General features: G+C 67.0%; 14 protein-coding genes. 7 read left to right on the top strand and 7 right to left on the bottom strand.

All coding sequences use genetic code 11. From position 1 onward, the window contains the following. A partial coding sequence (locus tag FFS27_RS34000; protein ID WP_272483167.1) for a PA2928 family protein occupies positions 1-438 on the bottom strand: 438 nt, incomplete at its 3' end. 122 nt (positions 439-560) lie between these two features. After that, a complete protein-coding gene (locus FFS27_RS17590) occupies positions 561-1,175 on the bottom strand; it encodes a LysE family transporter (protein ID WP_003091040.1) in 615 nt (204 codons plus the stop codon). 65 nt (positions 1,176-1,240) lie between these two features. Between FFS27_RS17590 and FFS27_RS17585 the strand changes: the two genes are divergently transcribed. Beyond that, the gene (locus tag FFS27_RS17585; RefSeq protein ID WP_003110292.1) at positions 1,241-2,167 is read left to right on the top strand and encodes a LysR family transcriptional regulator; all 927 of its coding nucleotides are present in this window, start codon (positions 1,241-1,243) and stop codon (positions 2,165-2,167) included. A 10-nt stretch (positions 2,168-2,177) separates the two neighbouring features. Here FFS27_RS17585 and FFS27_RS17580 read toward each other — a convergent pair whose 3' ends face one another. Continuing rightward, positions 2,178-2,768, bottom strand: a complete 591-nt coding sequence (locus FFS27_RS17580; RefSeq protein ID WP_003119828.1) for a TetR/AcrR family transcriptional regulator — start codon at positions 2,766-2,768, stop codon at positions 2,178-2,180. Positions 2,769-2,893: 125 nt separating this feature from the next. Between FFS27_RS17580 and FFS27_RS17575 the strand changes: the two genes are divergently transcribed. The 3 genes from FFS27_RS17575 to cif all read left to right on the top strand — a co-directional run bounded on the left by FFS27_RS17575 (position 2,894) and on the right by cif (position 6,228). After that, a complete protein-coding gene (locus FFS27_RS17575; protein ID WP_023100935.1) occupies positions 2,894-4,003 on the top strand; it encodes an alkene reductase in 1,110 nt (369 codons plus the stop codon). Positions 4,004-4,068: 65 nt separating this feature from the next. Continuing rightward, a complete protein-coding gene (locus tag FFS27_RS17570) occupies positions 4,069-5,247 on the top strand; it encodes an MFS transporter (protein WP_003091044.1) in 1,179 nt (392 codons plus the stop codon). 21 nt (positions 5,248-5,268) lie between these two features. After that, a complete protein-coding gene (gene cif / locus FFS27_RS17565) occupies positions 5,269-6,228 on the top strand; it encodes a CFTR inhibitory factor Cif (protein WP_003091045.1) in 960 nt (319 codons plus the stop codon). 19 nt (positions 6,229-6,247) lie between these two features. Here the strand turns inward: cif and FFS27_RS33635 are convergent, their stop codons facing one another. Next, positions 6,248-6,379, bottom strand: a complete 132-nt coding sequence (locus FFS27_RS33635) for a hypothetical protein (RefSeq protein ID WP_003091046.1) — start codon at positions 6,377-6,379, stop codon at positions 6,248-6,250. 458 nt (positions 6,380-6,837) lie between these two features. Between FFS27_RS33635 and FFS27_RS17555 the strand changes: the two genes are divergently transcribed. After that, positions 6,838-7,419: a cytochrome b gene (locus FFS27_RS17555; protein ID WP_009876747.1), complete on the top strand. Its 582-nt coding sequence runs from the start codon at positions 6,838-6,840 to the stop codon at positions 7,417-7,419. A 155-nt stretch (positions 7,420-7,574) separates the two neighbouring features. Continuing rightward, positions 7,575-7,823, top strand: coding sequence for a hypothetical protein (locus tag FFS27_RS17550; RefSeq protein ID WP_023100933.1), 249 nt, complete (start codon positions 7,575-7,577; stop codon positions 7,821-7,823). A 55-nt stretch (positions 7,824-7,878) separates the two neighbouring features. Here the strand turns inward: FFS27_RS17550 and FFS27_RS17545 are convergent, their stop codons facing one another. After that, positions 7,879-9,408 carry a nucleobase:cation symporter-2 family protein gene (locus FFS27_RS17545; RefSeq protein ID WP_009313844.1) on the bottom strand — a complete coding sequence of 510 codons (1,530 nt, stop codon included), beginning with the start codon at positions 9,406-9,408 and terminating at the stop codon, positions 7,879-7,881. 428 nt (positions 9,409-9,836) lie between these two features. Between FFS27_RS17545 and paaP the strand changes: the two genes are divergently transcribed. Next, on the top strand, positions 9,837-11,447 hold the full coding sequence (gene paaP, locus FFS27_RS17535; RefSeq protein ID WP_003101464.1) for an aminopeptidase PaaP: 1,611 nt from the start codon (positions 9,837-9,839) through the stop codon (positions 11,445-11,447). Between the two features lie 86 nt (positions 11,448-11,533). Here paaP and FFS27_RS17530 read toward each other — a convergent pair whose 3' ends face one another. Together FFS27_RS17530 and FFS27_RS17525 are read right to left on the bottom strand one after the other, a co-directional pair. After that, positions 11,534-12,673 carry a thiolase family protein gene (locus tag FFS27_RS17530; RefSeq protein WP_023100932.1) on the bottom strand — a complete coding sequence of 380 codons (1,140 nt, stop codon included), beginning with the start codon at positions 12,671-12,673 and terminating at the stop codon, positions 11,534-11,536. 121 nt (positions 12,674-12,794) lie between these two features. Continuing rightward, complete coding sequence (locus tag FFS27_RS17525; RefSeq protein ID WP_137952116.1) at positions 12,795-13,256, bottom strand: vWA domain-containing protein; 462 nt, start codon at positions 13,254-13,256, stop codon at positions 12,795-12,797. Positions 13,257-13,263 lie beyond the last annotated feature (7 nt).

Raw genomic sequence — 13,263 nt, 5'->3', positions numbered from 1 at the left:
AGTCGTCGGCAGCGTCAGATGTGGATAAGGGACAGGGGCAGCGTCGCGCCGGTCGAGTACGTAGAGTTCGTTGCGCAGGAAGAACAGGTAGCGCGACGACTGGCCCAGCAGTTCGCCGGAACCCCAGTCGTCGCCGCGCTCGTTGTCGGCATCCAGGCGCGCGCTCCAGCGCAGGCTGCCGTCCTCGAGATCGACCACCTGGGCATAGCTGCGGCTGCTGCCGTGTACCACGCCGTTGTCCACTTCGTTGGCGCGATAGTCGTCGAGGGTGAACGCCAGGTAGGAATGGCCCTGTTCCTCGAAGACCAGTTGCGGCCCGCTGAACCCGGCCTCGTCGTACTGGCCGAGAATGAAATGGATGGCCACCGGCAAACCGACCAGCAGGCCCAGGCCGAGTACCGCCCAGAGGACGGCGAAAAGCGTCGCTCCCTTCTTCATGCAACTCCCATGCGTCCCGCGATCCTGGGACCGTCCCTCAACTGGCGACGGCATGAACGGCGCATTCTAGGGAGCCGCCGGCCTCGCTTCAAAGGCGGCAAGCGGCCATCAGTGGTCCATGCTCATGGGCTTTTCGCCCCCAGCAGGACGCCGAAACCGACCAGCAGGGCGCCGAAAAACTGGTCGATGCGCCGGCGGAAACGCAGGAGTCGGCCGCGCACCGCCGGGCTCGAGAGAAAGCAGGCGACCAGGCCGAACCAGGCCACGTGGGCGAGCGCGATGAAGGCCCCGTAGCCCAGTTGCGCCGGCAACGCGGTATGCGGATCGATCACCTGCATGAACAGGCTGACCACGAACAGGCAGGTCTTCGGATTGAGCGCATTGGTCAGGAAGCCGCTGCGCAACATCGCCCAGGACGAAACCCCGGCGCCGCCCGCCGCCTCCTCCGCCACCGTGTCCTCTCGCGCCAGCAGCATGCGCAGGCCGAGGAACACCAGGTAGGCGGCGCCCGCCAGCTTCAGCGCGGTGAACAGCGCCAGCGACTCGCGCACCAGCACGCCGACGCCGAGGATGCTGTAGCCGACATGTACCGTCACCCCCGCGCCGATGCCCAGCGCGGTGAGCAGGCCGGCGCGGCGGGAATACAGCAGGCTGTTGCGCGAGACCATGGCGAAATCGGCGCCGGGGCTGATCACCGCAAGCACGGTGATGGTCAGGAAAGCTAGCAACTCTGTCATGCCTGGAAGGCTCCAAGGTAGAATGGATGGCACAATCTACCGGTCTCCAGCGCCGATCGAGAACGATGAATACTGACAATCATGGTGAGGAAAACTCACCATTCAGGCGCCGCCGCCTGCCCTCGCTGAACGCCCTGCGCTGCTTCGAGGCCGCCGCCCGCCTGGAGAACTTTTCCCGTGCCGCCGAGGCCCTGTGCCTGACCCACGGCGCCATCAGCCGCGCCGTGCGGACCCTGGAGGAGGAACTCGGTTGTGCGCTCTTCGAACGCCGCGGCCAGCGGGTTTTCCTCAGCGAGGCCGGCAGGCGCCTGCTCGCCGGCACCGGCCCGGCCCTCGACCTGATCGAGCGCACCGGCGAGGCCCTGCGCGCGGAGGCCGGACCCACCGCGCTGGTGCTGTCCTGCGAACCGACCTTGCTGATGCGCTGGCTGATCCCGCGGATCGCCGGATTCATGCAGGAACAGCCACGACTGTCGATCCAACTGGTCGCCGGCGGCGGGCCGTTCGCCTTCGGCCGCGGCATCGACCTGGCGATCCGCCGCAACGACTTCCCCTGGCCGCCCGGCAGCCATGCCCACTGGCTGTTCGACGAGCAGGTCGGGCCGGTCTGCCGGGCGAGCGACGTCGAACGGCATTTCCACCTCGATGCAGGCCCGCCCGGGCTTCGCGCCGTCGCACCGCGCCTGCACACGGCGACCCGCCCGCAAGCCTGGAACACCTGGACCCGTCTCGCCGGACAGGCGCCGGCGACGACCGAAGGGCAGCGCTTCGAGCACTTCTACCTGAGCCTGCAGGCGGCCGGCGCCGGACTCGGCGTAGCCATCGGCCCCTGGCAACTGGTGCGCGACGATCTGTCCGCCGGCCTGCTGGCGGCGCCGCTGGGATTCCTCGCCGACGGCAGCAGCTATCACCTGCTGACCCCGCGACCGTTGCAGGCCGGAGAGCCCGCCACCCTGCTGCTGGAATGGCTGCGCCGCAGCGCGGCGGCCTGATGCGGCCCGCTCAGGGCCAGGCGCGCAGCGCCCGTTCGACCACCGCCAGCAGGCGCTCGCAAGGCACCCGGTCCTTGGCCTGCACGCTGAGGCCGAACAGCACGGTAGCATAGAAGGTCGCCAACTCCTCCACGTCGGTGTCCGCCGCCAGGTCGCCGTCAGCGATGCCGCGCCGCATGCGCTCACGGAACAGGCGGATCGACTCGCCGCGCTCGGCGCTCAACGCGTCCCGCACCGCCTCGCTTTCCGGGGTTCCGGTCAGCGCCGCGAGCACCACCAGGCAACCGCGCGGGAACTCGTCGGAACAGAAGCGCGCGACGGTCTCGCGGAGCAGCTCGGCCACGCCCTCGCGGGCGCTCGGCGCGCCATCGAGGACATCCCGGCGATAGCGGCCGTGCTGGCCGAGATAGTGGGCCAGGGCTTCGCGGAACAGCCCTTCCTTGCTGCCGAAGGCGGCGTACAGGCTGGGCGGCCTGATTTCCATCGCCTCGGTCAGGGCCGCCAGCGAAGCGCCTTCGTAGCCACGCACCCAGAACACGTCCATGGCTCGCTGCAGGGCGGTGTCCCTGTCGAATGCCCGTGGCCTGCCTCGCGTTGCCATCCTGACCTCCATTATTTGTATCGATCACTATAAATTTACTTGACGAGCGTTGCCGTCGCCATATTATTTAGCGACCGATACAGATATTCAAGCCATCTCCCTGCCGCCTTCGAAAGGAAAAGACCATGTCCAAATTGCTCCTCTCCCCGCTCGCCGTAGGCAACCTGGCCTTGCGCAACCGCATCGTCATGGCGCCGATGACCCGCTCCCGGGCGCAACAGCCGGGCGACGTGCCGACCGCCCTGAACGCTCTCTACTATGCGCAGCGCGCCGGCGCCGGGCTGATCGTCAGCGAGGGCACGCAGATTTCCCCCCTCGGCCAGGGCTACGCCTACACCCCCGGTATCTACAGCGAGGCGCAACTGGCCGGCTGGCGCCAGGTCACCGAGGCGGTGCACGCCGCCGGCGGACTGATCGCCGCGCAGCTCTGGCATGTCGGGCGCATGTCGCATCGCTCGCTGCAGGCCGGCGGCGAGGCGCCGATCGCGCCCTCGCCGATCCAGGCCAAGGCCCAGGTGTTCATCGCCGATGGCCAGGGCGGCGGATCCATGGCGCCGGCCGACGCGCCGCGGGAAATGACCCTGGAAGACATCCGCCGGGTCCGCGACGAATTCGTCCGCGCCGCGCACAACGCGCTCGACGCCGGCTTCGACCTGGTCGAGCTGCATGGCGCCAATGGCTACCTGATCGACCAGTTCCTCGCCAGCGCCAGCAACCGGCGCAGCGATGCCTATGGCGGTAGCCTGGAGAACCGCGCGCGGTTCCTGCTGGAGATCGTCGACGCGCTGGTCGCCGCGGTCGGTGCCGAGCGCGTCGGCCTGCGCCTGTCGCCCTGGGGCACGATCAACGACATGCACGACGACGAGCCGGAAGCGATGACCCTTTACCTCGCCGAAGCCCTGCAGCGACGCGGCATCGCCTACCTGCACCTGGCCGAGTGGGAATGGAGCGGCGGCCCGGCCTACCCGCAAGGCTTCCGCGAGCGCCTGCGCGAACGCTTCCGCGCGCCGCTGATCGTCTGCGGCAACTACGACGCCGAGCGCGCCGAAGCGATACTCCAGGCCGGACTGGCCGACGCGGTGGCGATCGGCCGGCCGTTCATCGCCAACCCCGACCTGGTCGAGCGGATCCGTCTCGGCGCGCCGCTGGCCGAGGCCAACCAGGCGCGGTTCTACGGTGGCGACGCCGCCGGCTACACCGATTACCCGACCCTCGGCCAGTCCGCTACGGCCTGATTCCCTTCCCTCCCATGCATCGTTCCCGGGCGCGGCCACGGCTGCGCTCGCGGAGGAGTCTTGCCGTGCTATTGCCCATCCTCCTGCTGGCCGCCGCCGGCTTCACCATCCTGACCACCGAGTTCGTCATCGTCGGCCTGCTCCCGGCGCTTGCCGCAGACCTCCAGGTCAGCGTCGCCCAGGCCGGCCTGCTGGTCAGCCTGTTCGCCTTCAGCGTCGCCGCCTTCGGTCCGTTCCTCACCGCCGCACTGGCGGGCGTCGAACGCAAGCGGCTGTTCGTCGCCTGCCTGCTGCTGTTCGCCGCGGCCAATGCGCTGGCCGCCGTAGCCGGCGATATCTGGACGATGGCCGTGGCGCGCTTCGTCCCGGCCCTGGCGCTCCCGGTGTTCTGGGCCATGGCCAGCGAAACCGCCGCGCACCTGGCCGGCCCCTCGCGCGAAGGACGCGCCGTGGCGCTGGTGTTCTTCGGCATCGTCGCCGCCACCGTGCTCGGCATTCCCATCGGCACGCTGATCGCCGACGCCTGGGGTTGGCGCCTGGCATTCGCCGCACTCGCCGCGCTGGCCCTGGCCAAGGCGCTGCTGCTGGCCGCCTGGCTGCCGCGCATTCCCGGACGGCCGGGCGTCTCGCTGCGCAGCCAGGCGAGCGTGTTGCGCCAACCGCTGGTGCTCGGCCACCTGTTGCTGTCGCTGCTGGTCTTCACCGGCATGTTCACCCCCTACACCTACCTGGCCGACATCCTCCAGCGCCTGGCCGGCTTCAGCGGTTCGCTGGTCGGCTGGACGCTGATGGGCTTCGGCGCGGTAGGCCTGCTCGGCAACTGGCTCGGCGGGCGCCTGGTGGATCGCAGCCCGCTGGGCGCAACCCTGCTGTTCGTCCTGCTGATGGCGCTGGGCATGCTCGCCCTGGTGCCGACCCTCGGCAACGCCTGGCTGCTCGCCGCCACCCTGGCGACCTGGGGCGTGGCCCAGGCAGCACTGTTCATCGTCGGCCAGGTGCGGGTGATGAAGTCCGCGCCGCGGGCCCCGGCGTTCGCCGCCTCGCTGAACATCTCCGCCTGCAACGCCGGGATCGGCATCGGCGCCCTCGCCGGCAGCCGGGTGATCGACGGCAGCGGCCTGGCGCCGCTCGGCGAGGTCGGCGCGCTGGTCTGCCTGGCGGCGATGGCCGTGGCCCTGCTGCTGATGCTGGCGCCACGCCAAGCTGCCACCGAGCCGTCCCTCGGCGGCCACATCCCTCACTGACCCCACCAAGGAAGCACAACCATGATCCTCGATAGACTCTGCCGCGGCCTCCTGGCCGGCATCGCCCTGACCTTCTCCCTGGGCGGCTTCGCCGCCGAGGAATTCCCCGTCCCGAATGGCTTCGAAAGCGCCTACCGGGAAGTCGACGGCGTGAAGCTGCACTACGTGAAAGGCGGCCAGGGGCCGCTGGTGATGCTGGTGCACGGCTTCGGCCAGACCTGGTACGAATGGCACCAACTGATGCCGGAACTGGCCAAGCGCTTCACCGTGATCGCGCCGGACCTGCCCGGCCTCGGCCAGTCCGAGCCGCCGAAGACCGGCTATAGCGGCGAACAGGTCGCCGTCTACTTGCACAAGCTGGCCCGGCAATTCAGCCCGGATCGCCCGTTCGACCTGGTGGCCCATGACATCGGTATCTGGAACACCTACCCGATGGTGGTGAAGAACCAGGCCGACATCGCCCGCCTGGTGTACATGGAAGCGCCGATCCCGGACGCGCGGATCTACCGCTTCCCGGCCTTCACCGCCCAGGGCGAGTCGCTGGTCTGGCACTTCAGTTTCTTCGCCGCCGACGACCGCCTGGCGGAAACCCTGATCGCCGGCAAGGAGCGCTTCTTCCTCGAGCACTTCATCAAGTCCCATGCCAGCAACACCGAGGTGTTCAGCGAGCGCCTGCTGGACCTGTACGCCAGGTCGTACGCCAAGCCGCACAGCCTGAACGCCTCGTTCGAGTACTACCGCGCGTTGAACGAGAGCGTGCGGCAGAACGCCGAACTGGCGAAGACCCGCCTGCAGATGCCGACCATGACCCTCGCCGGCGGCGGCCACGGCGGCATGGGCACGTTCCAGCTGGAGCAGATGAAAGCCTATGCGGACGACGTCGAAGGCCATGTCCTGCCCGGCTGCGGCCACTGGCTGCCGGAAGAGTGCGCCGCGCCGATGAATCGCCTGGTGATCGACTTCCTCAGCCGCGGTCGCTGAGTCGTCCCGGTCCGGGCGATCAGAACTGCTCGCCCGGGCAGAACAGGCAGCGCAGCAGCAGGGTCATGAGCACGACAGCGCCGGAAACCAGCAGGTAAGGCAACGGGGAGAACAGGTCGTCCTGGTCCTTGCCATCGTGCTCACTACTCATGCTCTCACCTCGAGAATCGTCATGGCGGAAAAGACGCAGGATATGCACTTGCCGTCCTTGAAAGTGCACGGCGAAGTGTTCGAAGACTATAGAAACGAAGCGATCGAGTTCAATTACATCTGTGTCAGCTTGCTGTCGGCAAAACGTCAGCGGAAAGACAACGGAATATATTTCCCGATAATGCTTGCGGGGTCTGCCGCGCGCCGCCCCCAGGCTCTCCCAGCGTGAGGAATAGCCTCGGCGAAGGAAAAACCCACTTACAATGATCCCGACCCGGAATTATTCCGCCAAGTGGGCTCCGTTTCGGAAAAAAGCGACTCGCAGCACTGTTTCGGTGCAATAACGTCACATGTGAAAGTTTCGATTAAGTTTTCCGTTATCGATTATCCATAAATACGTTTGATCGCTCTCCGGACGTTTCATAGATTGCACGCCTTCACTCTCTGCGAGGCATTCCCGTGACGCATCCAGCGACCGTCTACAGCCTGTCCACCCGCCTGCTGCACTGGAGCATGGCGTTCTGTTTCATCGGCGCGATCGTGCTGGCCTATTTCGTCATCTGGGTGCTCGGCCACGACCACCCGCAGCGCCTGCCGGTACTCAACCTGCACTGGGTGCTGGGCCTGCTGGTCGGCCTGCTGCTGATCCCTCGGATCGTCTCGCGGCTGCGCGGGCCGCGCCTGCCAGCGGTCCCCGGGACGCCGCTGGAGCACCGCCTGGCGCACTACGCGCACCTGTCGCTGTATGCCTTGATGCTGGTGATGCCGCTCACCGGCTACGTCGGCACCCGCCTGCCCACCGACTTCGGCCTGTTCGTGGTACCCAGCTTCAAGGACACCGCGCTGTTCGCCTGGATTTCGCAAACCTGGAACCTGAACTGGGAGGCGTTCGAGAAGCCCTTCGACGCCGTTCACCGCGTGGTCGGCCTGTGGCTGAGCACCTCGGTGGTGCTACTCCATGCGCTCGCCGCCGGCTACCACCAGTGGGTCCGCCGCGACGGCACCCTGGAGCGCATGCTCGGCCGTCGCCAGCGCCGCTGAGCGGGGCCCTTCGTCGGCTCTCGCGGCGGCTCGGCGACGATCTGCTATAGAGGTAGGGACACGCAGGGAAAACCTCGCCGCCCCGAGGCTCCTCCGTGGCAACCACAGGCGTCGCGCAGGTAGCCGGGTCGGCCTCCGACAGAGAGGAGCATGCCATGGCCAGCCTGCACTGCCAGCACCGCAGCTACACCATCACCGCCGACGTCGTCGAGCATCCGGGCATTCCCACGCCCTGGGCCGGCGGCTGCCACATCACCGATCCCGAAGGCCACACCAGCAAGCGCATCGCCCTGCCCGTGCGCTTCGCCTTCCTCGCCGAGCTGGAAAACGCCCAGCGCGCCTCCATCGCCCACGGCAAATGGCTGGTGGACCAGCGCCTGGACCGCGGCAAGGCGCTGTTCTGAAGCGCACAACGAAAACGGCCCTCGCAAGGAGGGCCGTCGTTCATCGCGGCGCGGCTCAGGCGCTGCCGGCTTCAGCGGTTTCGCTGCGCCGTCGCGGCGGCGCGCCATGGCTGTCGTCGCCGGCCAGCGGCACTTCGTTGCCCTGGGCGTCGTACAGCTTGCCGTCGAGGAAATAGTCGCCTTCGTGCAGGGCGGCGATGTCCTGGTAGCGCAGGGTCCGCTCGCTGGCGGCGACGAACACCGACTGCTGGTCGGAGTTGCCGGCGGTGAAGTGGTTGAACGCCAGGTTGAGCAGGATCGCCATGATCGCCGAGGAACTGATGCCGGAATGGAAGATGGTGGCGAACCAACTGGGGAAGTGATCGTAGAAGGTCGGCGCGGCGATCGGGATCATACCGAAGCCGATCGAAGTGGCGACGATGATCAGGTTCATGTTGTTGCGGTAGTCCACCTTCGACAGGGTGCGGATGCCGCTGGCGGCGACCGTGCCGAACAACACGATGCCGGCGCCGCCGAGCACGGCGGTTGGCACCGCGGCGATCACCCGGCCCATCACCGGCAGCAGGCCGAGGATCACCAGGAACAACCCACCGGTGGCGACCACGTAGCGGCTCTTGATCCCGGTCACCGCCACCAGGCCGACGTTCTGGGCGAAGGCGCTCTGGGTGAAGGAGCCGAAGATCGGCGCCAGCATGCTGGAGAACATGTCCGCGCGCAGGCCGTTGCCCAGGCGCCGCGAGTCGACCTTGGTGTCGATGATCTCGCCTACCGCGAGGATGTCCGCCGAGGTTTCCACCAGGGTCACCATGATCACGATGCACATCGAGATGATCGCGGCGACCTGGAAGGTTGGCATGCCGAAGTGGAACGGCGTGGGAAACGCCACCAGCGGGCCTTCGGTGACCTTGGAGAAGTCGGCCATGCCGAGGAACACCGCGATGACGGTGCCGATGACCATCGCCAGGAGGATCGACAGGCGCGAGATCGAGGCGCTGCCGAGCTTGCTCAGCAGCAGCACGATGACCAGGGTGATCGCCGCCAGGCCGATGTTGGCCATGCTGCCGAAGTCCGGCGCGTGGCTGTTGCCGCCCATCGCCCAGCGCGCGGCGACCGGCATCAGGGTCAGGCCGATGGTGGTGATGACGATGCCGGTCACCAGCGGCGGGAAGAATTTGGTGATGCGCGAGAAGATCGGCGTAATCAGCAACCCGATCAGCGAGGCCGCCATCACCGCGCCGAGCACTGCGGGAATGCCGCCGCTGCCACCGCTGCCGATGATCGCCACCATGGTCGCCACGCCAGCGAAGGACACCCCCTGGACCAGCGGCAACTGACAGCCGAAGAACGGCACGCCGAGGGTTTGCAGCAGGGTCGCCAGGCCGCCGGCGAACAGCGAAGCGGCGATCAGCAGGCCGATGTCGCCGGGCGCGAGGCCAGCGGCCTGGCCGAGGATCAGGGGGACCGCGACGATACCGCCATACATGGTCAGCACATGTTGCAGGCCGTAGGCCATGTTGGCGCCGACACCGAGGTTCTCGTCTTCAGGCCGTGGAACGGATGGAGTTCCGGAGGACGTCGTTTTCATGGTGCGCTGTTCTCGCTTTTATTGTTGTGCGCACACTGTAGACAATTCGATCCGAAAATATCCAGAAGAATGTATACAAAAATTCCAACAAATCTGTGACAGCGCTGCCGCCGTTCACCTCCGCTCGCGCGCTTATCCGCGCGCCAGACGGTTTCCTTCCTGCTGCACCATCCTCCCAGCCCCGACCAACGGCCATGGGCCCGCGCCGAAGGGCATTAACGATAGAAAGCCGCCCTCCATCCCGCCAGCGAGCTATCAGCAATTCTTCCACGAAAAGTTGATGAAATTCACATTTCAGGAATTACGCCAGGACAGCCCGGAAAGCGCTCCTAGTCTGGCAGTCAGGCCGTGCCCGAGGCGACATTTCGGGCAATAGCGCCATGCCATCAACGGCTTATCGATCATCGCCTCACAAGGAACGGAGTCTCATGAGCAACAAGAACAATCTCAGATACGCACTCGGCGCCCTCGCCCTCTCGGTTTCCGCCGCATCCCTGGCGGCACCTTCGGAAGCGCAACAGTTCACCGAGTTCTGGACCCCCGGCAAACCCAACCCGTCGATCTGCAAATCGCCGTTGCTGGTCAGCACCCCGCTTGGCCTGCCGCGCTGCCTGCAAGCCAGCAACGTGGTCAAGCGCCTGCAGAAGCTGGAAGACATCGCCAGCCTCAACGACGGCAACCGCGCCGCCGCCACGCCGGGCTACCAGGCCTCCGTCGACTACGTGAAGCAGACCCTGCAGAAAGCCGGCTACAAGGTCAGCGTGCAGCCCTTCCCGTTCACCGCCTACTACCCGAAAGGCCCGGGTAGCCTGAGCGCCACCGTGCCGCAGCCGGTCACCTACGAATGGGAGAAGGATTTCACCTACCTGTCGCAGACCGAGGCAGGCGATGTCACCGCCAAGGTGGTCCCGGTGGACCTGTCCCTCGGCGCCGGCAACACCTCCACCAGCGGTTGCGAAGCGGAAGACTTCGCCAACTTCCCGGCCGGCTCGATCGCGCTGATCCAGCGCGGCACCTGCAACTTCGAGCAGAAGGCCGAGAACGCCGCGGCCGCCGGCGCCGCCGGGGTGATCATCTTCAACCAGGGCAACACCGACGACCGCAAGGGCCTGGAGAACGTCACCGTGGGCGAGTCCTACGAGGGCGGCATCCCGGTGATCTTCGCCACCTACGACAACGGTGTGGCCTGGTCGCAGACCCCGGACCTGCAGCTGCACCTGGTGGTCGACGTGGTACGCAAGAAGACCGAGACCTACAACGTGGTCGCCGAGACCCGTCGCGGCAACCCGAACAACGTGGTGATGGTCGGCGCGCACCTCGACTCGGTGTTCGAAGGCCCCGGTATCAACGACAACGGTTCGGGCAGCGCCGCCCAACTGGAGATGGCCGTGCTGCTGGCCAAGGCGCTGCCGGTCAACAAGGTGCGCTTCGCCTGGTGGGGCGCCGAGGAAGCCGGCCTGGTGGGCTCGACCCACTACGTGCAGAACCTCGCCCCGGAAGAGAAGAAGAAGATCAAGGCCTACCTGAACTTCGACATGATCGGCTCGCCGAACTTCGGCAACTTCATCTATGACGGCGACGGTTCCGACTTCGGCCTCCAGGGTCCGCCCGGCTCGGCCGCCATCGAGCGCCTGTTCGAAGCCTACTTCCGCCTGCGCGGCCAGCAATCGGAAGGCACCGAGATCGACTTCCGCTCCGACTACGCCGAGTTCTTCAACAGCGGCATCGCTTTCGGCGGCCTGTTCACCGGCGCCGAGGGCCTGAAGACCGAAGAGCAGGCGCAGAAGTACGGCGGCACCGCCGGCAAGGCCTACGACGAGTGCTACCACAGCAAGTGCGACGGCATCGCCAACATCAACCAGGACGCCCTGGAGATCCACAGCGACGCCATGGCCTTCGTGACCAGTTGGCTGTCGCTGTCGACCAAGGTGGTCGACGACGAGATCGCCGCCGCCGGGCAGAAAGCACAATCGCGGTCGCTGCAGATGCAGAAGAGCGCCAGCCAGATCGAACGCTGGGGTCACGACTTCATCAAGTAACCGCGACTACCCTGCGCCGGGCCGCCGGCGCAGGTTCCCCATCCAGGCCCGGCTCATCCACCGGGCCTTTTTTCATTGGCGCGCGATCACTCCACCGCTTCCAGCAGGGTCGCCACGCCCTGGCCGCCGGCGATGCACTGGGTGGCGATGGCATAGCGCCCGCCGGTGCGCCGCAGCAACGCAGCGGCCTTGCCGGTGATCCGCGCGCCGGTGGCGCCCAGCGGATGGCCGATGGCCAGGGCGCCGCCATCCAGGTTGATCCTGTCCATGTCCAGCCCCAGTTCGCGGATGCAGGCGATGGATTGGCTGGCGAAGGCCTCGTTGATCTCCACCAGGTCGATGTCGGCGATGCCCAGCCCGGCCCGTTGCAGGACCTTGCGCGTCGCCTGCACCGGACCCATGCCCATGATCTCCGGCGCACAACCGGCCACCGCCACCGCCTTGATCCGCGCCAGGATCGCCAGCCCGTGGCGGCGCGCGAATTCCTCGCTACAGACCAGCAGCGCGGCGCTGCCATCGGTGAGCGGCGACGAGGTGGCGGCGGTGACGCTGCCGCCGAACGCCGGCTTCAACTGGGCCAGGCTCTCCAGGTTGGTACCCGGGCGGATGCAGCCATCCTCGGCGACCCGGCCGGAGGGGGTGTCGATGGCGACGATCTCCTCGCGCAGCAAGCCGGCCTCGCGCGCGGCGACTGCCTTGGCGTGGGAGCGTACGGCCATCTCTTCCTGCTCGACGCGGCTGACGGCGTAGCGCTCGGCGACATTCTCGGCGGTCTGCCCCATGCTCATGTATACCGCCGGATAGTCCTGCAGCAACGCGGGATTGGGCGACAGGTTGAAGCCGCCCATCGGCACCCGGGTCATCGACTCCACCCCGGCGGCGATGAAGGCTTCTCCGGCGCCCAGCAGGACTTGCCCGGCGGCGTAGTGGATAGCGCTCATGGACGAACCGCAGAAACGGTTGAGGGTCGCGCCGCCGAGGCTCTGCGGGAAGCCGGCGCGGAAACTGGCGATGCGCGCGATGTTCATGCCCTGTTCCGCCTCCGGATAGGCGCAGCCCATGACCACGTCCTCCAGCAGAACAGGGTCGAGATCGAGTTTCTCCACCAGGCCCTTGAGCACCGCGGCGGCCAGGTCATCCGGGCGGATATCGACCAGCGCGCCTTTCCTGGCGAAGTGGAACGGCGAACGGGCGTAACCGGCGATAACGACTGAAATCGACGACATGAGGATATCTCCGTGAGATGGATTGGCTGGATCGCAGGGAGATATTACGCTCATAATATTTATTGAATGACAGTCGAAATACAATTTGACCGAAAAAGCCGCAGGGCTCGCCGAAACGCCCTCAGACTTCGTTCAATTCACTGATATGCCGATACTCGGCCCCCAGCTCCCGGGCCAGGCGCTCGGCCTTGCCCAGGCGCAACGGGCCGCTTTCGAGGTCGATCAGCAGACTCGGGCAGGCAGCCTCCGGCAGCGCCGGCCAGTCGCGCAGGCGGCCGTCGGTAAGCACCAGCAGACGCTGATGCTCGGCGGGTTTCTGCCGCTGTCGGCGCGCCAGCCAGCCAGCGGCCTGGTGCAGGGCGTCGAGCAGCGGCGTACCGCCGCCGGCGCCCAGCTGGCGTAGCCAGTCCTGCAACTCCCGCGAAGCCTTCTGCCCCTGCCAGAGCCATTGCGCCTGCTGCCCGGTGGCGTGCAGCACGGCCAGGCGGACGCGCTGCCGATAGGCCTCCTCGAACAGCGTCGCCAACAACCCCTTGGCCTGGGCCAGAGCGCCGTACCGGCGGGTGCTGGCGGAGGCCTGTATCTTATAC

Origin of the sequence: Pseudomonas sp. 2VD, assembly GCF_005503585.1 — a bacterium.
GTDB lineage: Bacteria > Pseudomonadota > Gammaproteobacteria > Pseudomonadales > Pseudomonadaceae > Pseudomonas > Pseudomonas aeruginosa.
The sequence above is the reverse complement of the archived record's forward strand: the minus strand, read 5'-3'. Positions and strand labels throughout refer to the sequence as shown.

What these genes read in the sequence shown, in the direction of transcription:
- FFS27_RS17580 (WP_003119828.1), bottom strand. Translation starts at nt 2,768, where the DNA reads ATGGCAACGCGAGGCAGGCCACGGGCATTCGACAGGGACACCGCCCTG.
- FFS27_RS17545 (WP_009313844.1), bottom strand. Translation starts at nt 9,408, where the DNA reads ATGAAAACGACGTCCTCCGGAACTCCATCCGTTCCACGGCCTGAAGAC.
- FFS27_RS17575 (WP_023100935.1), top strand. Translation starts at nt 2,894, where the DNA reads ATGTCCAAATTGCTCCTCTCCCCGCTCGCCGTAGGCAACCTGGCCTTG.
- FFS27_RS17530 (WP_023100932.1), bottom strand. Translation starts at nt 12,673, where the DNA reads ATGTCGTCGATTTCAGTCGTTATCGCCGGTTACGCCCGTTCGCCGTTC.
- FFS27_RS17590 (WP_003091040.1), bottom strand. Translation starts at nt 1,175, where the DNA reads ATGACAGAGTTGCTAGCTTTCCTGACCATCACCGTGCTTGCGGTGATC.
- cif (WP_003091045.1), top strand. Translation starts at nt 5,269, where the DNA reads ATGATCCTCGATAGACTCTGCCGCGGCCTCCTGGCCGGCATCGCCCTG.
- FFS27_RS33635 (WP_003091046.1), bottom strand. Translation starts at nt 6,379, where the DNA reads ATGAGTAGTGAGCACGATGGCAAGGACCAGGACGACCTGTTCTCCCCG.
- paaP (WP_003101464.1), top strand. Translation starts at nt 9,837, where the DNA reads ATGAGCAACAAGAACAATCTCAGATACGCACTCGGCGCCCTCGCCCTC.
- FFS27_RS17550 (WP_023100933.1), top strand. Translation starts at nt 7,575, where the DNA reads ATGGCCAGCCTGCACTGCCAGCACCGCAGCTACACCATCACCGCCGAC.
- FFS27_RS17585 (WP_003110292.1), top strand. Translation starts at nt 1,241, where the DNA reads ATGAATACTGACAATCATGGTGAGGAAAACTCACCATTCAGGCGCCGC.